Origin of the sequence: Aeromonas sp. R7-5, from assembly GCF_040908015.1 — a bacterium.
Lineage (GTDB): Bacteria > Pseudomonadota > Gammaproteobacteria > Enterobacterales > Aeromonadaceae > Aeromonas > Aeromonas caviae.
Window position 1 is genome coordinate 69007 of the sequence record NZ_JBFOCZ010000008.1, and the last position, 23007, is coordinate 92013.

General features: G+C 63.6%; 18 protein-coding genes. 8 read left to right on the forward strand and 10 right to left on the reverse strand.

Annotated features, from left to right (window positions below; genetic code table 11):
* Positions 1-23: 23 nt before the first annotated feature.
* From add to glnA, 5 genes are all read right to left on the reverse strand, one after another.
* Positions 24-1025 (reverse strand): adenosine deaminase, encoded by a 1002-nt coding sequence (add, locus tag AB5Y53_RS03110; RefSeq protein WP_010672522.1) that lies wholly within the window; start codon positions 1023-1025, stop codon positions 24-26.
* A 141-nt stretch (positions 1026-1166) separates the two neighbouring features.
* The gene (gene glnG, locus AB5Y53_RS03115; protein WP_010672523.1) at positions 1167-2585 is read right to left on the reverse strand and encodes a nitrogen regulation protein NR(I); all 1419 of its coding nucleotides are present in this window, start codon (positions 2583-2585) and stop codon (positions 1167-1169) included.
* 9 nt (positions 2586-2594) lie between these two features.
* Positions 2595-3650: a nitrogen regulation protein NR(II) gene (gene glnL, locus AB5Y53_RS03120; RefSeq protein WP_010672524.1), complete on the reverse strand. Its 1056-nt coding sequence runs from the start codon at positions 3648-3650 to the stop codon at positions 2595-2597.
* A gap of 86 nt (positions 3651-3736) precedes the next feature.
* Entirely contained in the window at positions 3737-4306 is a 570-nt protein-coding gene (locus tag AB5Y53_RS03125; protein ID WP_010672525.1) for a DUF4124 domain-containing protein, read from the reverse strand.
* A 191-nt stretch (positions 4307-4497) separates the two neighbouring features.
* Positions 4498-5907 (reverse strand): glutamate--ammonia ligase, encoded by a 1410-nt coding sequence (gene glnA, locus AB5Y53_RS03130; protein ID WP_010672526.1) that lies wholly within the window; start codon positions 5905-5907, stop codon positions 4498-4500.
* 350 nt (positions 5908-6257) lie between these two features.
* Between glnA and typA the strand changes: the two genes are divergently transcribed.
* The 3 genes from typA to dtd all read left to right on the forward strand — a co-directional run bounded on the left by typA (position 6258) and on the right by dtd (position 9683).
* Positions 6258-8069, forward strand: coding sequence for a translational GTPase TypA (typA, locus tag AB5Y53_RS03135; RefSeq protein ID WP_043153538.1), 1812 nt, complete (start codon positions 6258-6260; stop codon positions 8067-8069).
* Positions 8070-8246: 177 nt separating this feature from the next.
* Positions 8247-9119: a virulence factor BrkB family protein gene (locus tag AB5Y53_RS03140; RefSeq protein WP_039039511.1), complete on the forward strand. Its 873-nt coding sequence runs from the start codon at positions 8247-8249 to the stop codon at positions 9117-9119.
* Between the two features lie 126 nt (positions 9120-9245).
* Positions 9246-9683, forward strand: coding sequence for a D-aminoacyl-tRNA deacylase (dtd, locus tag AB5Y53_RS03145; protein ID WP_368181113.1), 438 nt, complete (start codon positions 9246-9248; stop codon positions 9681-9683).
* A 65-nt stretch (positions 9684-9748) separates the two neighbouring features.
* Here dtd and AB5Y53_RS03150 read toward each other — a convergent pair whose 3' ends face one another.
* On the reverse strand, positions 9749-10429 hold the full coding sequence (locus AB5Y53_RS03150) for a spermidine synthase (RefSeq protein ID WP_368181114.1): 681 nt from the start codon (positions 10427-10429) through the stop codon (positions 9749-9751).
* A gap of 175 nt (positions 10430-10604) precedes the next feature.
* Between AB5Y53_RS03150 and AB5Y53_RS03155 the strand changes: the two genes are divergently transcribed.
* Positions 10605-11513, forward strand: a complete 909-nt coding sequence (locus AB5Y53_RS03155) for a bifunctional GNAT family N-acetyltransferase/hotdog fold thioesterase (protein ID WP_010672532.1) — start codon at positions 10605-10607, stop codon at positions 11511-11513.
* Between the two features lie 46 nt (positions 11514-11559).
* On the opposite strand, the gene AB5Y53_RS03160 is transcribed toward AB5Y53_RS03155, so the two are convergent.
* The 4 genes from AB5Y53_RS03160 to AB5Y53_RS03175 form a co-directional block, all read right to left on the reverse strand.
* On the reverse strand, positions 11560-13620 hold the full coding sequence (locus AB5Y53_RS03160) for an AsmA-like C-terminal region-containing protein (protein WP_368181115.1): 2061 nt from the start codon (positions 13618-13620) through the stop codon (positions 11560-11562).
* A 254-nt stretch (positions 13621-13874) separates the two neighbouring features.
* Positions 13875-15944: an ATP-dependent DNA helicase RecG gene (recG, locus tag AB5Y53_RS03165; RefSeq protein ID WP_368181116.1), complete on the reverse strand. Its 2070-nt coding sequence runs from the start codon at positions 15942-15944 to the stop codon at positions 13875-13877.
* A 176-nt stretch (positions 15945-16120) separates the two neighbouring features.
* A complete protein-coding gene (gene pssA / locus AB5Y53_RS03170) occupies positions 16121-17470 on the reverse strand; it encodes a CDP-diacylglycerol--serine O-phosphatidyltransferase (RefSeq protein WP_368181117.1) in 1350 nt (449 codons plus the stop codon).
* Positions 17471-17622: 152 nt separating this feature from the next.
* A complete protein-coding gene (locus AB5Y53_RS03175) occupies positions 17623-18984 on the reverse strand; it encodes a GntP family permease (protein WP_368181118.1) in 1362 nt (453 codons plus the stop codon).
* Between the two features lie 165 nt (positions 18985-19149).
* On the opposite strand from AB5Y53_RS03175, the gene AB5Y53_RS03180 reads away from it, so the two are divergent.
* The 4 genes from AB5Y53_RS03180 (at position 19150) to AB5Y53_RS03195 (ending at position 22998) form a co-directional block, all read left to right on the forward strand.
* Positions 19150-19659 (forward strand): gluconokinase, encoded by a 510-nt coding sequence (locus AB5Y53_RS03180; RefSeq protein ID WP_039039504.1) that lies wholly within the window; start codon positions 19150-19152, stop codon positions 19657-19659.
* A gap of 60 nt (positions 19660-19719) precedes the next feature.
* On the forward strand, positions 19720-21516 hold the full coding sequence (edd, locus tag AB5Y53_RS03185) for a phosphogluconate dehydratase (RefSeq protein ID WP_043153528.1): 1797 nt from the start codon (positions 19720-19722) through the stop codon (positions 21514-21516).
* Between the two features lie 9 nt (positions 21517-21525).
* Positions 21526-22167, forward strand: coding sequence for a bifunctional 4-hydroxy-2-oxoglutarate aldolase/2-dehydro-3-deoxy-phosphogluconate aldolase (locus tag AB5Y53_RS03190; RefSeq protein ID WP_039039502.1), 642 nt, complete (start codon positions 21526-21528; stop codon positions 22165-22167).
* A gap of 138 nt (positions 22168-22305) precedes the next feature.
* Entirely contained in the window at positions 22306-22998 is a 693-nt protein-coding gene (locus tag AB5Y53_RS03195; protein WP_151027772.1) for an AraC family transcriptional regulator, read from the forward strand.
* Positions 22999-23007 lie beyond the last annotated feature (9 nt).

The window sequence follows — 23007 nt, forward strand, 5'->3', positions numbered from 1 at the left end:
TTTTTATTGGGTTTTACCCCTGCTCAGCGTTGAGCCGCGCGGGCACTCAGCTCGGCCTTCTCGGCTTCGCTCAGGAAGGCCAGGGTCAGGCCGTTCTGCTGGGCGGTGCGGATCTCGCTCACCGTCATGCCGGCAGCCGGGGCCGCCACCTCGTATTCATGGGGCAGGTCGATCCCCTCCACCGCCGGATCGTCGGTATTGAGGCAGGCCAGCACGCCGGCGGCCAGGAACTGGCGGATCGGGTGATCGGCCAGACTCGCCACCGTGGTGGTCTGGAGGTTGGAGGTGAGGCAGGACTCGATGCCGATGCGGTGTTCGGCCAGATAGGCCATCAGGGCCGGATCCTGGATGGCCTTGACGCCGTGGCCGATGCGCTCGGCTCCCAGCTCGCGAATGGCCTGCCACATGCTCTCGGGGCCGGCGGCTTCACCGGCGTGCACGGTGACCCGCATGCCTGCATCCCGCACCCGGCGGAAGTGGTCGGTGAAGAGCTCGCCCGGGAAGCCCAGTTCGTCGCCGGCCAGATCGATGGCGACCAGGCGATCGCGATGAGCCAGACAGGCATCCAGCTCCTGCTTGCACTGCTCGGTGCCGAAGGTACGGCTCATGATGCCGATGAGATTGGTCTTGATGCCGAAGTCACGGCTGCCTGCGGCCACACCGTCGATGATGGCTTCGACCACGCCCTGCGGGTGCAGTTTGTGGGTCATCGCCATGTAGGCCGGGCTGAAACGCAGCTCGGCATAGTCGATCCCGGCACGCAGCAGATCTTCCACGTTTTCGTAGGCGACCCGGCGGCAGGCATCGTAGTCGGCCAGCACGGCCACGCCCCAGTCCAGTTTCTTAAGGAAGGCCACCAGACTCGGCTCGTTCTCGACGATCTGCACGTGCGGGCGCAGGGCCTCCAGTTCATCGGCCGGCAGTCGGATGTTGTGCTGACGTCCCAGCTCGAGAATGGTCTGCGGGCGGATGTTGCCATCCAGATGGCGATGCAGGTCGGTCAGGGGGAGGGATCTGTCAATCATGGGGCACCTTCTGCGAGTCGGGTTGGAAAGCCTGCCATTCTAGGCGGGACGCCTGAAAAAGATACCCCGTTTGCAAGCAAACGGGGTGTGATTGGTCAGGCTTTCCCTCAAGGCGTGATGGGAATCGTTTTTCCCGCAGGCTCAGGGAATGTCGAGCTCCTTGAGCTTGCGGGTCAGGGTATTGCGGCCCCAGCCGAGCAGGCGGGCTGCCTCCTGCTTGTGACCGTGGGTGTGATCCAGTGCTGTCTCCAGCATGATCCGTTCGAACTGGGGCATGGCATCCGCGAGGATATCGGTCTCCCCCAGGGCCAGCTTGGCGGCCACCCAGTCCTGCAACTGCTGCTGCCAGCCACCGGTCAGGGCGGGCTGGCCCGGCTCGGCGGTGCTGGTGATGGGCGTCAGCAGCTCGGTGGGCAGATCGCCTACCAGCACCTCCTGGCCCGAGGCCATCACCGTCAGCCAGCGGCAGACGTTCTCCAGCTGGCGCACGTTGCCCGGCCAGGGCAGGCGGCTGATGTAGGTCTGGGTATCCGGGTGCAGGCTCTTGGCCTCCACGTTCAGCTCCTTGGCGGCTCGCAGCAGGAAGTGCTGGGCCAGCTGGGGGATGTCCTCCCGGCGCTCCTTGAGGGCCGGAATATGGATGCGGATGACGTTGAGGCGGTGGAACAGGTCTTCCCGAAACTCGCCGTCGGCGACCCGCTTTTCCAGATTCTGGTGGGTGGCGGCAATGATCCGCACATCCACCTGCACCGGTTGGTGGCCGCCAACCCGGTAGAACTGCCCGTCCGCCAGTACCCGCAGCAACCGTGTCTGCACGTCCAGCGGCATGTCGCCTATTTCGTCGAGAAACAGGGTGCCGCCATCGGCCTGTTCGAAGCGGCCGTGACGAATGTTGTTGGCGCCGGTGAAGGCTCCCTTCTCATGACCGAACAGCTCGGATTCGATGAGATCTTTCGGGATGGCCGCCATGTTGAGGGCGATGAAGTTCTTGTGGGCCCGGGGGCTGTGCTTGTGCAGGGCATGGGCAACCAGCTCCTTGCCGGTACCGCTTTGACCGTTGATGAGCACCGAGATGCTGGAGCGCGACAGCCGGCCGATGGCGCGGAACACCTCCTGCATGGCAGGGGCTTCGCCGATGATCTCCGGGGTGGTGGTGGCTTCCTGTTGGCGAGCCTTGCGCTTGGTACGTTGCTCCTTGAGGTGGTTCTCGGCCCGGCGTACCAGGGTGACCGCCTCGTCGATGTCGAACGGCTTGGGCAGGTATTCGAAGGCACCGCGCTGGTAGGCGTTGACCGCGCTGTCGAGGTCCGAGTGGGCCGTCATGATGATGATGGGCAGATCGGCCTGGCGGCGATGGATCTGCTCCAGCAGGCTCAGGCCGTCGATGCCCGGCATGCGGATATCCGAGAGGATCACGTCCGGTGAGCGCATCTCCAGTGAACTCAGCAGGGCTTCGCCGTCGGCGAAACTTTCGCATTCGAAGCCTTCGCTGCCAAGGGTGCGCTCCAGAACCCACCGGATGGAGCTGTCGTCATCGACGATCCACACTTTTGCTGTCATGAGGTTCCCTTATTTGCGAAGTGGTAGATAAATGGTGAATTCGGTGTGGCCCGGCCAGCTGATGCAGTCGATGCGACCCTTGTGCTGATCGATCAGGTTCTGGGCGATGGAGAGGCCCAGGCCCGTTCCCCCTTCCTTGCCGGTGATCATGGGGTAGAAGAGGGTGTCGCGAATGGCGTCGGGAATGCCGGGGCCGTTGTCGATGATCTTGATTTCGGCCGCCAGGCGATAGCGCTGGCCATGGATGGTGATCTGGAAGGCGGTGCGCGTCTTGATGCGGATGAGGCCGTCCTGATCCCCAAGGGCCTCGGCGGCGTTGCGCACTATGTTCAGGAACGCCTGTTGCAGCTGGTCCGATTCCATCTCGAATTCGGGGATGCTGGGGTCGTAGTCCCGCTCGATGCGGATCTGCGGCGGCAGCTCCAGGTCCACCAGACGGCGCACCTGTTCCAGCACGGAGTGAACGTTGTGCATCTGGTGACGGCCGGGGCGCTGGGGACCGAGCAACCTGTCGACCAGCACCCGCAGGCGATCGGCCTGCTCGATGATGATGCCGGTGTATTCACGCAAGGCCGGGTCGGGCAACTCCTTTTGCAGCAGTTGGGCCGCGCCGCGCAATCCCCCCAGGGGGTTCTTGATCTCGTGCGCCAGGCCGCGCACCAGCTCCTTGGCGGCCTGCTGCTGGGCGTGTTGCTGCAGCTCCTGGCTGATCTTCTTCTGCTGATCGATCTTGCGCAGTTCTACCACCATCAGTCGCTGTTCATGATCGGCCATGGGGCTGACGCTGATCTCCACCAGCCTGGGCTCCCCCTCCACCACCAGGGTGACTTCGCTGTCGGTGAAGCCCTGCCCCGAAATGAGGCACTGTTTGAAACGCTGCAGATCGAGAGAGATGTGTTCCAGCAGGTGGGGCAGTTCGATGCCGATCAGTCGTCGTTCGCTGAGGGAAAGCAGCTGCTCTGCCGCCGGGTTGACGAATTGAATGCAGAGACGTTCATCCATGAGAATGACGGCGGTCAGCAGATTGTCCAAGAGTGTCTTGGCGTTGTCCGAGCGGGTTGGCACAGGTTTCTCCCTAAAACGGTGCTGTACACCTAGAATGCACCAATATAGTGCATCAAGTTTACCCGCATCGGTGCGTCACATCACCCCTAATTGGCCTTGGGGGCAGCTCTGGGAGCCTGATTCACCGACGCCCTGTGCAGGTAAAAGGTGGTTGGCTTAGATTTAGCAAGGATCGTACCGTCTTTGGCGAGCAACTCGAGCCGTGCCTCGTAAGCGCCCCTATCGAGGTTTTCCACCCGTATGGCCAGGCTGTTGTGAACCAGGGGCACCGCCTTGCCGTTCAGGATCAGGCGCACATCGTATTGCACCGGGACCTGTGGAGAGATCTCGCCCTGGAAGACGATGTTGCCGGTATTGTCGCGCAATGTGCTGCCCGGTTCCGGAGAGATGAGGTCGATCTCCAGGGGAGCGGCTTCCAGGGCTTTCCTGGCATCGACACCGGTCAGGCTGTTGAAGTTGTCCACCTGGACCGAGTGGGGGGCTGTGCCGATGAGCGGCGAGACCCGCAGGTCCACCTCTTTTGCGCTCTTGCCGGGAGGGGGGGCATCGGTGTAGTGGGTCACCCCCTGGGGATCGACCCAGGAGTAGACGCGGGCGGCCTGTGCGGAACAGGAGGCCATCAGCAGGAGGCTCAGCAGCCAGGGTACAGTGTTCATCCATCTCTCCTTGACGGGGTTCACCTTAATCCTATCAGAGAAAAACCACGGGGTCGGGGCGTGAGCAGCCGAGGGTGGTACGGCTCCGTGAACGGGATCATCTTTCTGTACGATCGTGCCCGTTTGGCGGTATTTCCGTTGCCAGAATGAAAAAAACCCGCCAGATGGCGGGTTTATCATGGGAAAGCGGATTAGACGGAGTAGTACAGCTCGAACTCCAGCGGGTGCGGAGTCATGCGCACGCGGTCAACATCCTGCTGTTTCAGTTCCAGGTAGGAGTTGATGAAGTCATCGCTGAACACGCCACCACGGGTCAGGAACTCACGGTCTGCATCCAGTGCGGACAGCGCTTCGTCCAGGGAACCGGCAACGGTCGGCACTTCAGCGGCTTCTTCCGGCGGCAGATCGTACAGGTTCTTGTCCATGGCATCGCCCGGATGGATCTTGTTGATGATGCCGTCCAGACCGGCCATCAGCTGGGCAGCGAAGGCCAGGTACGGGTTGGCAGCCGGATCCGGGAAGCGTACTTCGATGCGGCGGGCTTTCGGGCTCGGCACGACCGGGATACGGATGGAGGCAGAGCGGTTGCGGGCGGAGTAGGCCAGCATGACCGGTGCTTCATAGCCCGGCACCAGACGCTTGTAGGAGTTGGTGGTCGGGTTGGCGAAGGCGTTGATGGCCTTGGCGTGCTTGATGATGCCGCCGATGTAGTGCAGTGCCATCTCGGACAGACCGCCGTACAGGTCGCCTGCGAACAGGTTGACGCCGTCTTTGGCCAGGGACTGGTGGCAGTGCATGCCGGAGCCGTTGTCACCGAACATGGGTTTCGGCATGAAGGTGACGGTCTTGTTGTAGGCGTGGGCCACGTTGTGGATCACGTACTTCAGGACCTGTACTTCGTCAGCCTTCAGGGTGAGGGTGTTGAAGCGGGTTGCGATCTCGTTCTGACCGGCGGTCGCCACTTCGTGGTGGTGAGCTTCGACGACCTGGCCCATCTCTTCCAGCACCAGGCACATGGCGGCACGGATGTCCTGGGAGGAGTCAACCGGGGCAACCGGGAAGTAACCACCCTTGACGAACGGACGGTGACCCTTGTTGCCGTGCTCGTAGTCGGTACCGGAGTTCCAGGCAGCTTCTTCGGATTCGATCTTCACGAAGCTGTGGCCCATGGTGTTGGAGAAGGTGATGTTGTCGAACATGAAGAATTCCGGCTCCGGCCCGAACAGCACGGTGTCAGCGATGCCGCTGGACTTCAGGAAATCTTCGGCACGCTTGGCGATGGAGCGCGGATCGCGGTCGTAGCCTTGCATGGTGGCGGGTTCCAGCACGTCACAGACGATATTCAGAGTGGTCTCTTCGGTGAACGGGTCCAGTTTGGCGGAAGCCGGGTCCGGCATCAGCACCATGTCAGACTCGTTGATGCCCTTCCAGCCGCCGATGGAGGAACCATCGAACATCTTGCCGTCTTCGAAGAAGTCTTCGTCAACCTGGTGGGAAGGGATGGATACGTGCTGCTCTTTACCCTTGGTGTCGGTAAAACGCAGATCAACAAACTTGACTTCGTGTTCCTGGATCAGGGCCAAAACGTTCTGGGCTGACATGCTAAGTAACCTCCGGTGTTAAAACTCTTTGGGTGAATGCGTCGTCACATTCACATAAGCCAGTATCGTGCCAAGTTTGTGACAGCTTGATTTCAGGGCACTTGCACCGTTTCAGGCTGTCGAGAAACCCGTTCTCATGCCGGTTGCTGCATTAAAGTGGTGCAACCTTGGATCGTTTTGGTGCACCGAGATGGTGCGCCAGCGTATCCAGGCCATCTAAGCAGCCTTTTGCTGCGGGGTCCATGATCCTGATCCTTTGTTGTGCGTGAATGTGTTGCAATTCTGCTAGGCAGATCACAAAGGCGAGAGTACAATTAGCGCCCAATTTTACCCGGTGATTTGAGGCGAGAATGTTAGAGAATTTACGCAATATTGCGATTATTGCGCACGTTGACCACGGCAAAACGACTCTGGTTGATAAGCTGCTGCAGCAATCCGGCACTCTGGATCGCACCAGCGAAGGTCAGGAACGGATCATGGACTCCAATGATCTGGAACGGGAACGTGGCATCACCATTCTCGCCAAGAACACTGCGATCCGCTGGAACGACTACCGCATCAACATCGTGGATACCCCGGGTCACGCCGACTTCGGTGGTGAAGTTGAGCGCGTGCTCTCCATGGTTGACTCCGTGCTGCTGCTGGTCGACGCCGTTGACGGCCCGATGCCGCAGACCCGTTTCGTGACCCAGAAGGCGTTCGCCCAGGGTCTGAAGCCCATCGTGGTCATCAACAAGATCGACCGTCCGGGTGCTCGTCCTGACTGGGTAATGGATCAGGTCTTTGATCTGTTCGACAACTTGGGTGCCACCGATGAGCAACTGGACTTCAAGGTTGTTTACGCCTCTGCACTGAACGGTTGGGCCACCCTGGATCAGGACGTCCCGTCCGAGAACATGGAACCCCTGTTCCAGGCCATCGTCGACAACGTGGAAGCCCCGAAGGGCGACGTTGACGGTGCCTTCCAGATGCAAATCTCCCAGCTGGACTACAACTCCTACGTGGGCGTCATCGGTATCGGCCGCATCACTCGTGGTCGCGTCAAGACCAACCAGCAGGTCACCATCGTCAGTGCTAACGGCAAACCGCGTACCGGCAAGGTCGGTCAGGTGCTGGGCTACCTGGGCCTGTCCCGTACCGAAGTGACCGACGCGCAAGCGGGCGACATCATCGCCATCACCGGTCTGGGCGAGTTAAAGATCTCCGACACCATCTGTGACAACAGTGCCGTTGAAGCCCTGCCGCCGCTCTCCGTTGACGAGCCGACCGTGAACATGACCTTCCAGGTCAACACCTCGCCGTTCGCCGGTAAAGAAGGCAAGTTCGTCACCTCCCGCAACATTCTGGAGCGTCTGAACCAGGAACTGGTCCACAACGTGGCCCTGCGCGTGGAAGAGACCGAAGACCCGGACAAGTTCCGCGTCTCCGGCCGTGGTGAACTGCACCTCTCCATCCTGATCGAAAACATGCGTCGCGAAGGTTACGAACTGGCGGTATCCCGTCCGGAAGTTATCCTGCGTACCGTGGATGGCGAACTGCAAGAACCGTTCGAAACCGTTACTGTGGACGTGGAAGAAGCGCATCAGGGTTCCGTGATGGAGCAGCTCGGCCTGCGTAAAGGCGAGATGACCAACATGACCCCGGATGGCAAGGGTCGCGTCCGTCTGGACTTCATCATCCCGAGCCGTGGCCTGATCGGCTTCCAGACCGAGTTCCTGACCATGACCTCTGGTACCGGTCTGCTGTATCACACCTTCGACCACTACGGTCCGCACAAGGGTGGCAGCATCGGTGAGCGTCAGAACGGCGTGCTGATCTCCAACGCCACCGGCAAGGCTCTGACCTTCGCCCTGTTCGGTCTGCAAGACCGTGGTCGTCTGTTCATCGGTCACGCGACCGAAGTGTACGAAGGCCAGGTGATCGGGATCCACTCCCGCTCCAACGACCTGACCGTCAACTGCCTGAAAGGCAAGCAGCTGACCAACATGCGTGCCTCCGGTACCGACGAAGCCCAGGTGCTGACTCCGCCGATCCGCATGACCCTGGAGCAGGCTCTCGAGTTCATCGACAACGACGAGCTGGTCGAGATCACCCCGAAAGCCATCCGTATCCGCAAGAAACTGCTGACCGAGATGGATCGCAAGCGCGCCGGTCGTGCTTGATCGATAGCTGTTCATCGACAGACCAAAGAGAGGCCTTATGGCCTCTTTTTTTATGGGCTCGACATGAGGGCGCATGCGGCCTGAGCTTGATGGAGGCGCATCCGGCCGGTCTGCGGGTGGCCAAATGACCACCCTATCTGACACAATGTCTGCATGATCACGCTTACGAGAAACAAGATGCAGCAGCAGATCCGCGGCCGTCTGGCCCATGCACTCTCCTTCTTGCGCCACGATGGTGCCCACTTCGCCCAGTTTGTCTGGGGTCGCTTCCAGCAGGACAGATTGACGGTGACCGCCGGTTATCTGGCCTATGTCACCCTGCTCTCCCTGGTGCCCATGATCGCTGTGGTGTTCGGCATGATGTCGGCCTTTCCGGTGTTCCAGAGCCTGAAGCAGGCGATGGAGCAGTTCGTCTATCACAACTTCGTCCCCACCGCCGGCGAGATGCTCAAGGAGTACATCGACGGTTTCGTGGCCAACGCCACCAACACCACGGCCGTCGGTATCGGTGCCCTGATCGTGGTGGCCCTGATGCTCATCTCGGCCATCGACAAGAACCTCAACTACATCTGGCGATCCACCCGAAGCCGGCCCTTGGCCCAGGCATTCGCCATGTACTGGATGATCCTGACCCTGGGCCCCGTGCTCATCGGGGCCAGCATCGCCATCTCCTCCTACATTCTCTCGCTCAGGTTGTTCGCGGCTGACAGCCTGTTCGGTATTGGCTATCTGCTGCTGCGCAGCCTGCCGTTCCTCTTCTCCGTGCTCACCTTCCTGCTGATCTATACCGTGGTGCCCAACTGCCGCGTGCGGCTGACCCACGCCTTCATCGGTGCCCTGGTGGCGGCCACCCTGTTCGAGCTGGCCAAGCGCGGCTTTGCCATCTACATCACCAACTTCCCCTCCTACCAGGCCATCTATGGCGCCCTGGCGACCATTCCCATCCTGTTCGTCTGGGTGTATCTGAGCTGGCTGGTGGTGTTGCTGGGGGCCGAGACTACCGCCTGCCTCGGGGAGTACGAGAAGCCCGGTGCAGAGGAGCTGGCCTGACGCCGGCCGGCCATCACACCGGATCCCGACACAAAGGCGTTGGCCCGGGCAGGGCATTTATTGGTAGCATCGACGACCGCTCATCCCGCAGGATGGGCGGTCGTGCTGTTTTGAGAGGAGAGGGATGTGATTGCACTGATTCAGCGGGTCAGCGAGGCCAGCGTAACGGTAGAGGGAGAGGTGACCGGGGCCATCGGCCAGGGGTTGCTGGTGCTGCTCGGGGTGGAGCAGGGGGATTACGAGGCCAAGGCGGACAAGCTGCTGCACAAGGTGAGCGGTTATCGCATCTTCTCGGACGAGAACGGCAAGATGAACCTCAACGTGAGTCAGGTGGGTGGCAGCCTGCTGGTGGTCTCCCAGTTCACCCTGGCGGCGGATACCGGCAAGGGGATGAGACCCAGCTTCTCCGGTGGCGCCCATCCCGCAGATGCCGAGCGACTCTATGAGTACTTCGTGGCCCGCGCCAGGGAGAGCGGCGTGCCGACCGAAACCGGCCGCTTCGCCGCCGACATGAAGGTCAGGCTGCTCAACGACGGCCCCGTCACCTTCTGGCTGCAGGTATAAGGGTGGCAGGCAGGTCAGGACTCACCGGAGGGCAGGACGCGATGCCTGCACACTTCGCAGGTTCTTCACCCTGCCGGTGCTCGCCCGCCCAGGCTAAGCTGACGGGTCGCGTGCAGGATGACGTTGCGGTAGCCGGGCACGTCGTTGACGTGGGTCGGGCCTATCCACTCCTCTGCCAGTCGCAGAGCCTGTGCCTGTTCGAGCCGGGTGCGGGGCAGCAGATTGATGATGAGGGTGCCGCTCAGGCGGCTGGCCAGCGCCTGATAGAGCGGAGCCTGGAAGAGCAGCAGGGGGTTGCCGTCCTGGCTGAACAAATCCAGCAGCACCAGATCGTAGCTCTCCTGGCTCTGGTGCAGGAAGTGCAGCGCATCGGCGTGGTGCAGCCGAGGCGAGCCCCCTGACGAGGGGAGGAAGAACTGCTGGAACAGGGTGAGGATCTCGGCATCCAAATCCACGCAGTCGTGGTGGGCATCGGGCCAGCGTGCCGCCAGGTGACGGGTGAGATCCCCTCCGCCCAGCCCCAGCTCCAGGATCCTGCTTGCCTGCTTTGGCAACTGCTCCGCGATGCTCCGTTGATGAGGCAGACAGAGGCGGGCCGGTTGGTGGAGGCTCATGGCGGATTGCACCACGCCGTCAATTTCCAGCCAGCGATGACGGGCATTTTCAAGCACCGAAACGCGGCGTTCGGGTTTGGCACTGAGTTGCAATAAGTGATCGGCTTGGTACGCTTGCAGATTGAAGTCCATGAATTTGCACGGCAAGATGGCTTTCGACCAGTGTAACTCAAGGATGTTGTTATGTACCGGGTGGTCCCCCCCCCAAAACGGCAGCCGAGCTGGATACCTACTACAGGCTGCGCCGGGAGAAATGGTTGCGTCAGTCCTTCCATCTGCCAGTCGGCGCACACTCAAGGATCGCTTTATGTACCGGGTAGTCACCCCAGAAACACCAGCGGAGCTGGATGCTTACTATCAGTTGCGCTGGGAACTACTGCGCAAACCCTTCAATCTGCCCCTTGGCTCCGAGCGTGACGAGTACGATACCGTTGCCATTCACCGGCTGATGCTCTCCCCCGACGGAACGCCCATCGCCGTGGGTCGCCTCTTTGTGGGCGGCGATGAAGCCCAGATCCGCTTTATGGCGCTGCGACCCGAATTTCGCGGCCAGGGGCTGGGCGCCCGCATGGTGGAGGATCTCGAGCAGCTTGCCCGCGACGAGAAGGTGAAACGGCTGGTGATGAACGCCCGCCAGGAGGCGGTGGAGTTCTATCGCCGCTGCGGCTTCCTCGAGGTTGGGGAAGGCCCCGTCTCCTTCGGCCGCATCCCTCACCGCCAGATGATCAAGTCCCTGAGTCCCATGCAGACCATCCAGTACCGTCCGGAGTGGTGCCAGGATCTCACCACCCGCTGGTCGCGGGGGATTCCCATCAGCGAGAAGATGGGGGTGCACATCACCCACTACGATGGCCAGACCTTCCACCTCAAGGCCAACCTGGCGGCCAATCTCAACGTCCACGACACCATGTTCGCCGGCAGCATTTACAGCCAGTGCGTGCTGGCGGGCTGGGGCCTCATCTGGTTGCAGCTCAAGGAGGCAGGGCTGGGAGGGGATACCGTGCTGGCTGAGGGCAACATCAAGTATTACCGCCCGGTGAGCGAAGAGCCGGAGGCGCGGGTGGCCCGGGAGGGCATGCCCGCCGTGCTCGAGCCGCTGAGGGGCGGAGAATCCGCCAAGTTCAGCCTGCGGGTGCAGCTGTTCAGCGGCCGCAAGCTGGCGGTGGAGTTTGTCGGTCAGTATGTGGTGCTGCCCATCAAGCGCGGCGCACGCTGATCCCTGATGTTCACAGCAACAAGGCCTCTTCGCGAGGCCTTGTTCGTTATTGGGCGGCCGGTGGCCGTGGGCGCCAGAGCGGGCCGCTTCGTCCCTGGGCGGGGTAGGGCACACCCGCCTCCCAGCCACAGGCGTCCTGTCCCGTGGGGACACTCCAGCCCAAGTCGGGCGCATTGAGGGGGCCGCGCCAGCGGGCGAGCAGCTCGGCGCAGCGTCCCTTGTTCAGGACTCCGAGGTCGAGCTGCCACTGGTCTGCGGCCAGGTCGACACCCCCTTGCAGTGCCAGCAGGTGGGTGATGGTGGAGGCGCCGCCTTGCTCGATCCGCACCTTGCCCTGCTCCGCCCTGGCATCCAGCCTGATCTGATAGAAGGGGGTGTCTCCGCGTTGCATCGCCTGCCACAGCGTCTGCGGTGTCAGATCGGGGGGGGTCTGCTCCCTGAACCAGTCATCCAGCAAGGGGTCGATGCCGACCTTGTCCCAGAAGGGATCCTTGCTCTCCAGGCTCAGGCTGCCCTGAAGGGTCCGGCGCCAGTTGGCCGTCTGCTCGCCGGGCTGCCCGTTGAGGTCGGCCTGCAGATCTGCCGCCAGATCCACCTTGCCCGCGAAGGAGACGGGGGAGTGCAGCAACTTGCCCCACTGCTCCAGATCCAGCTGCTTGCCCTGCAACTGCAGACGGCTCTCCTGCCCGGGCGTCCTGCCCCACTGGCCGCTCAGGTTGAGGGAGCCCTCGTCGGGCAGGGAGGTGGCGAGGGTGTTGAGCTGCCAGGAGCTGGGGGTCAGCTCGCCATCCAGGGTGCCGTTGCGAGCACTGAGACCGTCCCACACCAGCTCGAACCACTTGCTCTCGATGCGGGTACGCCCCAGCAGGGGGCCTGGCTGGTTGCCCCGCAGGGCGAGATCGTTCAGGTAGAGTTGCCAGCCGGTCAGGGAGAGGGGCAGGGTGTCGTCGAAAGAGAGCACCTTGAGCTTGTCGAAGGCCAGTTTGCGGATGTCGATCTGTTGCGGGCGCCAGCCCTGCCAATCCTGCCACCACCCCTGGGGCAAGCTGATGTCCATGCCGCTCAGGGCCAGATCCTTCAGGACGAGCTTTTGCTGCTGGGTGTCGAGGGCCAGCTCGACGTTGAACTCCCCTTCGTATGCCTTGCCCCGCAGCTCGGCATCCAGCTGCCGGGGGGAGAAGGCGAGCTTGCCCTCGACGGCCTCAAGCTGGAACAGGCCGCGGCCCATGTCGCCCAGGGTGCCCGCCAGATAGCCGCTGGGCTGGCTGCCCGCCTGCCAGTCGAAGGCGGTGAGCTGGCCGTTGAAGTTGTTGAGGGAGAGCTCCTGATCGATGGCATTGATGCTCACCTGGGCAAGCTGACCCCTGTCCAGGGTGATGCGGCGCAGGGGGAACTCGCCAGGGGGGATGTCACCAAGCTCGAGGCGCATGGCGCGGGCCTTGAGATCGTGCAGTTGCAGGCTGCGCTCTGGCCAGTTCAGCACCATGCCGGTCTCGAGCAGGCCGTCGAACAGGTTGGTGGTCAGTCTGTCGGTGCTGAGCACCTGCCCCTCCAGCCGCCCCTTGAGGCTGAGACGGGCCAGGGTGAACATGGGGGTCTCCAGCTGGTTGATGCCCAGGGTGAGGTTGGCCTGGGGCTGACGTCTCGGGTCGATCAGTTCCCAGTCACTCAGGGACGCACTGAGGCCGCGCAGGGTCAGGGCCTCGCTCTGCAGGTTCAGGTTGTCGATGGTGCTGTCGCTGATGGTGAGGGAGTGAACCGGCAGGCTTGGCAACTGGTTGGGGAGCGGCAGCTTGATGACGGGACGGATGAGGTCCAGGTGGGCGATGCGCACATCCCGGTTCAACCAGTCGATGTGCTCGATCTCCAGATAGAGTTTTTCCAGCTGTACCGCATCCCCATAGCGCACCTGTTCCGCCAGCAGGGTGTAGGGGTGCAGTGGATTGAACACCAGCCGGCCTATGGTGACGGGCACCCCGGTCTGCTGGCTGAGCCAGTTGGCGATGGGGCCTTTGGCGCGCTCGGCATCGAACAGGCCGAGACCGACCCAGACAAAGAGCAGCAGGAAGGCAAAGGTGTAGAGCAGGCCGCGTAGCCAGGAATTCATCAGTGCTTTCCTCCTGTTTCTGTTGCTTGGTCAGGCATTCGAGTAGTGCTCCCGTAGACCGAGCCAGCATCGTATCAAGGGTTCGACATGGCTCGGGTGTTTATCCATCAGGCAAGGTGACCCTCTTCTGCATCTGCCTTGGTCAAGCATTGGAGTAGTGGTCTCGCAGGCCCAGCCAGCGGCGGATCAGGGGCTCGACATGGCTCGGGTGTTTATCCATCAGGCAAGGTGACCCTCTTCTGCATCTGCCCTGGTCAAGCATTGGAGTAGTGGTCTCGCAGGCCCAGCCAGCGGCGGATCAGGGGCTCGACATGAGCCGGGTGTTTGTCCATCAGGAAGCGCGCCATCTTCTGCACTTGGGGAATGAGCGGCTGGTCGCGCACCAGATCGGCGATCTTGAGATCGGCCAGGCCGGTCTGGCGGGTACCGAGCAGCTCGCCTGGGCCGCGCAGTTCCAGATCCCGCTGGGCGATGAGAAAGCCGTCATTGGTCTCCCGCAGTACCCCGAGGCGGCTCTGGGCGGTCTTGGACAAGGGCGCATGATAGAGCAGCACGCAGTGAGAGGCCACCGACCCCCGCCCGACCCGGCCGCGCAGCTGGTGCAGCTGCGCCAGCCCCAGTCGCTCCGGGTTTTCGATGATCATCAGGCTGGCGTTGGGCACGTCCACCCCCACCTCGATGACGGTGGTGGCGACCAGCAGTTGCAGTATGCCCGCCTTGAACTCCTCCATCACCCGTTGTTTCTCGACGGGGCGCATCCGGCCGTGTACCAGGCCGATGTGCAGGCCGGGCAGCAGGGTTTGCAGCTCGGCGGCAGTGTCTTCGGCGGCCTGGCACTCCAGCACCTCCGACTCCTCGATCAGGGTGCAGACCCAGTAGGCCTGCTTGCCCTCCTCGCAGGCGAGCCTCACCCGCTCGATCACATCCTGGCGGCGACTGTCCGGCAGGGCGACCGTGGTAATGGGAGTGCGGCCCGGCGGCAGTTCGTCGATGACCGAGGTGTCGAGGTCGGCATAGGCGGTCATCGCCAGGGTGCGGGGGATGGGGGTGGCGGTCATGATGAGCTGGTGGGGATGCACCCCTTCCCGCTCCCCTTTTTCCCGCAGGGCGAGGCGCTGATGCACCCCGAACCTGTGCTGTTCATCGATGATAACCAGGGCGAGGCGCTGGAACACCACCTGCTCCTGGAAGATGGCGTGGGTGCCCACCACCATCTTGACGCTGCCGTCCGCGATGGCGGCCAGCGCCTCCTCTCGCGCCTTGCCTTTCTGCTTGCCCGCCAGCCAGCCCACCTTGATGCCGAGCGGCTCCAGCCACCTGGCGAAGTTGATGGCGTGCTGTTCCGCCAGCAGTTCGGTCGGCGCCATCAACCCCACCTGGCAGCCGTTGCCGATGGCCTGCAGGGCGGCCAGCGCCGCGACCAGCGTTTTACCTGAGCCCACGTCCCCCTGTACCAGTCGCATCATGGGGTGGCTCTGTTGCAGATCCCGGCCGATCTCCGCCACCACCCGGTTCTGGGCACCGGTGGGGGTGAACGGCAGGGCGCCGAGCAGCTGCCGGACCAGCTCGGGAGCGGGCTTGAGGGCACGGGCCAGCTGGGTCTGTGCCTGGGCGCGCACCTTCAAGACCGAGAGGTTGTGGGCCAGCAGCTCTTCCAGTACCAGCCGCTGCTGTGCCGGGTGTTGGCCGCTCTCGAGCAGGGCCAGCGCCACCGCGGGAGGCGGGCGGTGCAGCAGCTTCAGGGCGGCGGCCAGATCAATCTGCTGGGGATAGAGGCCGGCAGGCAGCAGCTCCTCGACCCCGTAGAGGTCGAGCTGGGCCAGGGCCTGATCCGTGAGGCTGCGCAGGGTGAGCTGGCGCAGCCCCTCTGTGGTGGGGTAGACGGGGGTCAGGGCCTCTTCGGTCTGGCCGGCCTGCTCCTCGCCGAGCAGCTTGTACTCGGGGTGGGCCATCTCCAGGCCGTACTTGCCGGGACGTGTCTCGCCGAAGCAGCGGATAAGGCGGCCCTGGGCCAGGCTGTTTTTCTGGGCGGCGGTGAAATTGAAGAAGCGCAGGGTCAGGCTGCCGGTGCCGTCGCTGATACGGCACACCAGCATGCGGCGGCGCCCCATCACCAGCTGGGTGTCCTGGATCTCGCCCTCGACGGCACCGTGCAGGCCGGGCGGCAGATCACCGATGGGCCACACCTGGGTGCGGTCCTCGTAGCGCAGGGGGAGGTGGAACAGCAGGTCCTGTACCGTGGCCAGCCCCAGCCGCTCGAGTTTCTCCAGCATCTTGCTGCCGACACCCTTGAGGCTGTCGAGGGAGATTTTATCCAATTTCATCAATTAGATGCCCGAAAACACTGTAAATATGTCCAGATGATAGGGGGTGTTGCGGCCTCGATGCAAGCCGCGTTGTGCCGTTCCGGGCTGGTGGGCAAGGGAGCGGGGGGAGGGCCATCCATGAAAAAGGCCTGCCGGAAACGGCAGGCCTTTTCACTGACGGGGTGTCCTGGTGGTCAGATGATGCGCTTGAGCAGGAGGTGAGCCTTGACCCTGTGGATCCGGGCCAGCAGCTTGCGCACCTGATCCGGGTAATCCTTGATCTGCTCTATCTGGTCGAAGTGACTGATGCGGCGGGTGTGGGCCAGGATGTTCTCCCGCTCCGCACTGAACTGCTCGCGCAGGTGATGGTGCTGGTCGTGTACCAGCAGGCCGTTCTCCAGATCCAGCGCCCAGGCTCGGGGATTGAGGTTGTTGCCGGTGAGCAGGGCCCACTCCTCATCCACGAAGATCCCCTTGAGGTGATAGGAGTTCTTCTCGCAGCACCAGAGCATGAGGTTGAGCCGGCCGTTGTCGATGTGGTGCTGGTTGCGCTCGGCAAACTTGCGCAGGTTGGTCTCGTAGAGATAGGGCAGACCGCCGATGGTGGAGAACTTCTCCTCCGGGGGGATGAAGAAGTCGTTGGCGGTCTTGTCGCCCACGACGATGGTCACCTTGCAGCCGCGTTTGAGCAGTGCCTCCACGTCCTTGTTCAACTCCTTGGGGGGGTTGAAGTAGGGGGTGCAGATGAAGATCTCCCGCTCGGTGGCCCGCACCAGGTTGCGGATCATCCGGTTGAGCTGGTTGCCCCGCTTGCCCAGGCCCACCATGGGGGTCACGGCGATCTCCCGATCGTTGGGCTGGATGCTCTCGAAGCGGTACTGGCAGAGGCGCAGGCGCTGCTTGAAGCGGCGGATCGGTCCCTTGAGCTGCTTGGCGCCGGGGATGCCGGTGCGATCCAGTCGCTGGACGGCCTCGCTGCCGAGGAAGACGTCATCCACGTAGTTGATCATGCTGCGGGTCAGTGCCGGGCTGGTGATCTGGTGATAGCGATCGAAGCGGTAGCGCTCCTGCTGGTGCAGGTAGATGTCGTTGAGGCTGGCGCCGGAGTAAAGCAGGGTGTCGTCGAAGATGAAGCCCTTGAGGTGCAGCACCCCGAGCAGCTCGCGGCCCTTGACCGGCACGCCGTAGATCTCGATCTGGTGTTGGTGGCTGGCGGCCATGGCCTGGTACATCAGGTGGTTGCCCCCCTGCTTGCCCTTGCCGATCAGGCCGCGCTGGGCGCGGTGGAAGTCGACGAACACCTTGATGTCGAGAGAGGGATTGCGCTGCTTGGCGGCATAGAGGGCGGAGAGGATCTCCCGTCCCGCCTCGTCATCCTGCAGATAGAGCGCGATCAGATAGATGCGCTGGGTCGCATGGGCGATGAGCGACAGGATCCGGCTCTTGAAGTCTTTGGCGCTGCTGAGTATCTGGAACTGATCCGCGGCAACCGCGATCTGGGGTAAGCGGGTCAGCAACTGTCGATAATGTGCCGATGAATGCATAGAGAAGCCTGAAATCACGGGATGAAGCGTTCCACTCGGGGCGAAGAATAGGCAATTCTAGCAATCTGTGGCGATGGGCCCAAGCAAGAATCCGTAAAAAGTCGGTGCAATATCACATCGGGGCCGACGGATGCGGCCCCGATGTGTTTTCGTCAGAGGATGGCGCTGGCCGTGGCCACGATGAGGAAGGCGATGGTGCCGAGCAGGGTCTCCATCACGGTCCAGGTCTTGAGGGTGGTCTTCTCGTCCATGTTGAGGAAGCGGCTGACCAGCCAGAAACCGGAGTCGTTGAAGTGGGAGAGCACGGTCGCGCCCCCGGCGATGGCGATGACGATGAAGGTCAGATCCAGCTCGCTCAGGCCGGTGGTGGCTGCCACGGTCGGCGCCATCAGGGCGGCGGTGGTGGTCAGGGCCACGGTGGCAGAACCCTGGGCGACCCGCAGCGCGGCGGACACCAGGAAGGCCGCCAGGATCACCGGCATGCCGGTGTCGGAGAGCACGTCAGCCAGGGCGGCGCCGATGCCGCTCGCCCGCAATACGCCGCCGAACATGCCACCGGCACCGGTGACCAGGATGACGGCGCAGACCGGGGCCAGGGCGTCGTTGCAGAACTTCTCGAGCTGCACCTTGCCCTGGCTCTGGCGGAACATCCAGAGGGCGTACAGCACAGTGATGAGCAGGGCGACCGGGGTCTTGCCGACCATGCGCAGCACGTTGACCCAGTCCGCACCCTTGTCGATGACGCCCATGACGCCCAGGGTATTGAGGCCGGTATCCATGAAGATGAGCACCAACGGCAGCAGCAGGATGGAGATCACCTGGCCGAAGCTCGGCGCCTTGTCGGAGAGCTGCTCGGCGCTGGCAGTGAAGCTCGGGGGCAGGGGCAGCTCAAACTTCTTGCCGGACCAGAGCCCGAACAGGTAGGCACCCAGATACCAGGTGGGCAGCGCGACCAGCAGGCCCACGATGGTGAGCAGACCGATGTTGGCACCCAGCAGCTCGCTGGCGGCCACCGGGCCCGGGTGGGGCGGCAGGAAGGCGTGCATCACCGCAAAGGCACCGGCGGAGGGCAGGGCATACTTGAGGACGGAGCCGCCGAACTGCTTCGCCACGCTGAAGATGATGGGCAGCATGACGATGAGGCCGGCGTCGAAGAAGATCGGGAAGCCGAACAGCAGGGAGGCCACGCCCAGTGCGAAGGGGGCGCGGTGGGAGCCGAAGCGATTGATCAGGGTATCGGCCAGTACCTTGGCGCCCCCCGTCATCTCCAGGATCCGGCCTATCATGGCGCCGAGGCCGACCAGCAGCGCGACCGAGGCCAGGGTGCCGCCGAAACCGGTCAGCATGGTGGGGATCACCTGGTCATAGGTGACCCCGGTGGCCAGGGCCGTCAGCATGCTGACCAGGGTCAATGCCACGAAGGCATGTACCTTGAATCGCATGATCAGCACCAGCAACATGACAATGGCTCCGCCCGCTACCGAGAGCAGATAGGCGACATCGGGTGTGTTCATTGCTCCGTCCATAAAATTGTCCTCAAATGGTTCTAGTTGTTGTTCTGCACATTTCTGTGCTGCACTTCACATTGCGAAACGTTACCGGTAACATGTTACCGGTAACGTGGTAGCTTAGAACCCATCAGGCGAACGTTTTTTGAAAAGTGAGAGAGAGGTCAAATAATGGCGGGCAAGTGCATTATCGTGATGGGTGTGTGTGGCAGCGGCAAGTCTAGCATCGGCCTCAAGGTGGCCAATGCCCTGGGGGCCAAGTTCATCGACGGCGATGATCTGCACCCTCGCGCGAACATCCAGAAGATGGCGGCGGGCAACCCGCTCAACGACGAAGACAGGGCCCCCTGGCTGGAGCGGATCCGCGATGCGGCCTACAGCCTGGAGCGCAAGAACGAGCTCGGCGTCATCGTCTGTTCGGCCCTCAAGAAGCAGTACCGCGACCAGATCCGCGAGGGCAACGACTCGGTGAGTTTCCTGTTTCTGGATGGCAGCCAGTCCCTCATTCTCGAACGGATGCGGGCTCGGCAGGGCCACTTCATGCGCGAAGCCATGGTACAAAGCCAGTTTGATACCCTGGAGCGACCGGATGGCGAGCCCGGCGTGTTTCGCATCGATATCGACGGGACCTTCGAACAGGTGGTCGACCGTGCCGTCACCGCGCTGACGCAGGCGCAATGAGCCATGTCGCGCGCCCGGCTGCGGCCGACCGCGCCCGTATATAGAGTTGGAGAGAAAGCTATGACCCATCCCGTGATCACCCAGGTGACCAACCGCATCCGCGAGCGCAGCACCGCCCGCCGTGCCCGCTTCCTGGCCCGCATCCAGCGCCAGGCCGATCAGGGCAAGACCCGCGCCTCCCTCTCCTGCGGCAACCTGGCCCACGCCGTGGCCGCCTCGAGCTGTGACGAGAAGGGGCGGATCCTCGACATGACCCGCGCCAACGTGGCCATCGTCACCGCCTACAACGACATGCTGAGTGCCCATCAGCCCTATCAGGGCTACCCGGACATCATCAAGGGCGCCCTGGCCGAGCTCGGCCACAGCGCCCAGGTCGCCGGCGGCGTGCCCGCCATGTGCGACGGCGTGACCCAGGGTCAGCCGGGGATGGACATGTCCCTCTTCTCCCGGGACCTCATCGCCCAGGCCACCGCGGTCTCCCTCTCCCACAACACCTTCGACGCCACCCTGCTGCTCGGCATCTGCGACAAGATTGCCCCGGGCCAGATCATGGGGGCGCTTTCCCACGCCCACCTGCCCACCGCCTTCGTGCCTGCCGGCCCGATGGCGAGCGGCATCAGCAACGACGAGAAGGTGAAGGTGCGCCAGCAGTACGCTGCCGGTGAAGTGGGCCGCGACGCCCTGCTCAAGATGGAGTGCGGCGCCTACCACGCGGCGGGCACCTGCACCTTCTACGGCACCGCCAACACCAACCAGCTGGTGTTCGAAGCCATGGGCCTGATGCTGCCGGGCTCCGCCTTCGTGCATCCGCACAGCGAGCTGCGCCACGCCCTCACCGAGGAAGCGGCCCGCCGCATCAGCGCCATGATCCCGGGCTCCCCGGCCTATCGCCCCCTGAGTGCGGTGATCGACGAGCGCGCCCTGGTCAACGGCCTGGTGGCCCTGCTCGCCTCCGGCGGCAGCACCAACCACAGCATCCACATGGTGGCGCTGGCCCGTGCCGCCGGGCTGGAGCTGACCTGGGACGACCTGAGCGATCTCTCCGACGTGGTGCCGCTCCTGGTGCGCATGTACCCGAACGGCCCGGCGGACGTCAACGCCTTCGAGCAGGCGGGGGGCGTGCCCGGCCTGATGCGTCGTCTGGCCGAAGAGGGGTTGATCCACATGGATGCCACCCCGGTCTTCGGCGAGATGCAGGACTACCTCAGCCGTCCGGCACTGGTGGATGGCAAGCTGGTGTGGCAACCGGTGGGCGAGAGCGGGGATCCGAGCGTGCTCTCCCCCTCTGGCAGCGAGTTCCAGGCCACCGGCGGCACCAAGCTGCTGGCGGGCAACCTGGGCCGCGCCGTGGTCAAGGTTTCCGCCGTCGCGCCCGAGTATCGGGTCATCGAGGCCCCGGCCCGGGTCTTCTCCTCCCAGCATGCGGTGGAGGCGGCCTACAAGGCTGGTGAGTTGAACCAGGACGCCGTCATCGTGGTGCGCCACAACGGCCCGGCCGCCAACGGCATGCCGGAGCTGCACAAGCTGATGCCGGTGCTTGGCAACCTGCAGAAGGCGGGTCACAAGGTGGCCCTGGTCACCGACGGTCGCCTCTCCGGTGCCTCCGGCAAGATCCCGGCCGCCATCCACGTCACCCCGGAAGCGCTGCACGGCGGGGCCATCGGCCTGCTTGCCGATGGCGACCTGCTGCGGGTGGATGCCGAGTCCGGCCGCCTCGACTGCCTGACCGATTTGAGCGGCCGTACCCAGGCCGAGATCGACCTCACCCTGGAACAAGAGGGGTGGGGCCGTGAACTGTTCAGCGTGATGCGTCGCGCGGTATCGAGCGCCGAGTGCGGCGCCACCATCTTTGACTAAGGAAGAGCTATGCAGAACTGGAAAGTGACCCCTGCCGAGGTGTTTGCCGCCTCCCCCCTGGTACCCGTGATGGTCATCAACGACCTGGAGCAGGCCCTGCCCATGGCCAAGGCCCTGCTGGATGGCGGCATCTCGGTGTTCGAGATCACCCTGCGCACCCCGGTGGCGCTGGACGCCATCGCCCTCATCGCCAAGGCGATGCCGGATGCCATGGTCGGTGCCGGTACCGTGCTCAACTGCGCGCAGTTTGATGCCGCCGTCGCTGCCGGTGCCCGCTTCGTCATCTCCCCGGGCATGACCCCGGCCCTGCTGGCCCACGCGGCCAAGAGCACGGCGCCGCTGATCCCGGGGGTGGCCACCCCGTCCGAGGTGATGCAGGCGCTGGAAGCGGGCTACGACCACCTCAAATTCTTCCCGGCCGAGGCGAACGGCGGCACCAAGGCACTCTCCGCCATCGCGGCGCCCCTGCCCCAGGTGAAATTCTGCCCCACCGGCGGCATCGGCCCGAAAAACGTGGCCGACTATCTGGCGCTGAAATGTGTGGCCACCGTCGGCGGCTCCTGGATGCTGCCGGCAGACGCCGTCAAGAGCGGCAACTGGGAGGAGGTGACCCGCCTCTCCCGGGAAGCGGTTGAATTGGTTAAACGCTAAGCAAATATCGTTTAGAAAAATTAAACAGGCCACCCCCGGGTGGCCTGCTGTTTTTCCGCCCCCGGAGGGGGTGGGCCGTTTGCTTCCGGCCTCGCCCTGGCTTAAGGTCGGGGGCCGCCCCTCTCCCCTGGAGCCTTCATGTCCTGTCTGCATCCATCCTACCCGCAAGGGCACTTCACCGCGCTGCACTGCCACCCCCATGCCCAATACTGCTATCTGCACGACGGGGGCGGCATCATCACGGGGCGAGGGGAGGGAGAACTGCTGGTGGCGGGCCAGATCTGCTTTATTCCGGCGGGGTGGGAGCACGAGTTTCGCGTGCTGCGCCGCTCCCGGCTCTCCCTCCTCTATGTGCCGACGTCGGCCCGTACCGCCTTCGGCCCCTTGCAGGCCAGCCCACTGCTGGCGGGCCTCTTCGCCCGCCTGTCCGAGCTGGCCGAGGAGGAGGTGAAGGGGGCCTATCTGACGGTGCTTGGCCAGGAGCTGGAGCGCGCCGACCCGCTCGCGGCGCGCATTCCCCTCGCCGGGGCGCTGGACCCGCGCCTGCTGCGGGTGCTGGACAGGGTGTGCCAGGCACCCGCCATCCATCTGACGCTGACGGCGCTGGCGGCAGATTGCGGCGCCTCGGTGCGTACCCTCAACCGGCTCTTCCTCCAGCAGCTGGGGTGCAGCTTTCGCCAGTGGCGGGAGCAGGTGGTGCTGGGACGGGCGCGCCAGTTGCAGCACCGGGGGCTCACGCTGGCCCAGATCGCCGATCGGCTCGGCTACGAGGATCCCGGCGCCTTGTCCCGCGCCCTTCAGCGCCTTGCCCGGCGCGAACCGGCGGCCTGAGGGCCCGTC

Coding starts and splice junctions, on each gene's coding strand:
- add (WP_010672522.1), bottom strand. CDS start 1,025: ATGATTGACAGATCCCTCCCCCTGACCGACCTGCATCGCCATCTGGAT.
- glnG (WP_010672523.1), bottom strand. CDS start 2,585: ATGACAGCAAAAGTGTGGATCGTCGATGACGACAGCTCCATCCGGTGG.
- AB5Y53_RS03125 (WP_010672525.1), bottom strand. CDS start 4,306: ATGAACACTGTACCCTGGCTGCTGAGCCTCCTGCTGATGGCCTCCTGT.
- glnA (WP_010672526.1), bottom strand. CDS start 5,907: ATGTCAGCCCAGAACGTTTTGGCCCTGATCCAGGAACACGAAGTCAAG.
- typA (WP_043153538.1), top strand. CDS start 6,258: ATGTTAGAGAATTTACGCAATATTGCGATTATTGCGCACGTTGACCAC.
- AB5Y53_RS03140 (WP_039039511.1), top strand. CDS start 8,247: ATGCAGCAGCAGATCCGCGGCCGTCTGGCCCATGCACTCTCCTTCTTG.
- AB5Y53_RS03150 (WP_368181114.1), bottom strand. CDS start 10,429: ATGGACTTCAATCTGCAAGCGTACCAAGCCGATCACTTATTGCAACTC.
- AB5Y53_RS03155 (WP_010672532.1), top strand. CDS start 10,605: ATGTACCGGGTAGTCACCCCAGAAACACCAGCGGAGCTGGATGCTTAC.
- AB5Y53_RS03160 (WP_368181115.1), bottom strand. CDS start 13,620: ATGAATTCCTGGCTACGCGGCCTGCTCTACACCTTTGCCTTCCTGCTG.
- recG (WP_368181116.1), bottom strand. CDS start 15,944: ATGAAATTGGATAAAATCTCCCTCGACAGCCTCAAGGGTGTCGGCAGC.
- pssA (WP_368181117.1), bottom strand. CDS start 17,470: ATGCATTCATCGGCACATTATCGACAGTTGCTGACCCGCTTACCCCAG.
- AB5Y53_RS03175 (WP_368181118.1), bottom strand. CDS start 18,984: ATGAACACACCCGATGTCGCCTATCTGCTCTCGGTAGCGGGCGGAGCC.
- AB5Y53_RS03180 (WP_039039504.1), top strand. CDS start 19,150: ATGGCGGGCAAGTGCATTATCGTGATGGGTGTGTGTGGCAGCGGCAAG.
- edd (WP_043153528.1), top strand. CDS start 19,720: ATGACCCATCCCGTGATCACCCAGGTGACCAACCGCATCCGCGAGCGC.
- AB5Y53_RS03190 (WP_039039502.1), top strand. CDS start 21,526: ATGCAGAACTGGAAAGTGACCCCTGCCGAGGTGTTTGCCGCCTCCCCC.
- AB5Y53_RS03195 (WP_151027772.1), top strand. CDS start 22,306: ATGTCCTGTCTGCATCCATCCTACCCGCAAGGGCACTTCACCGCGCTG.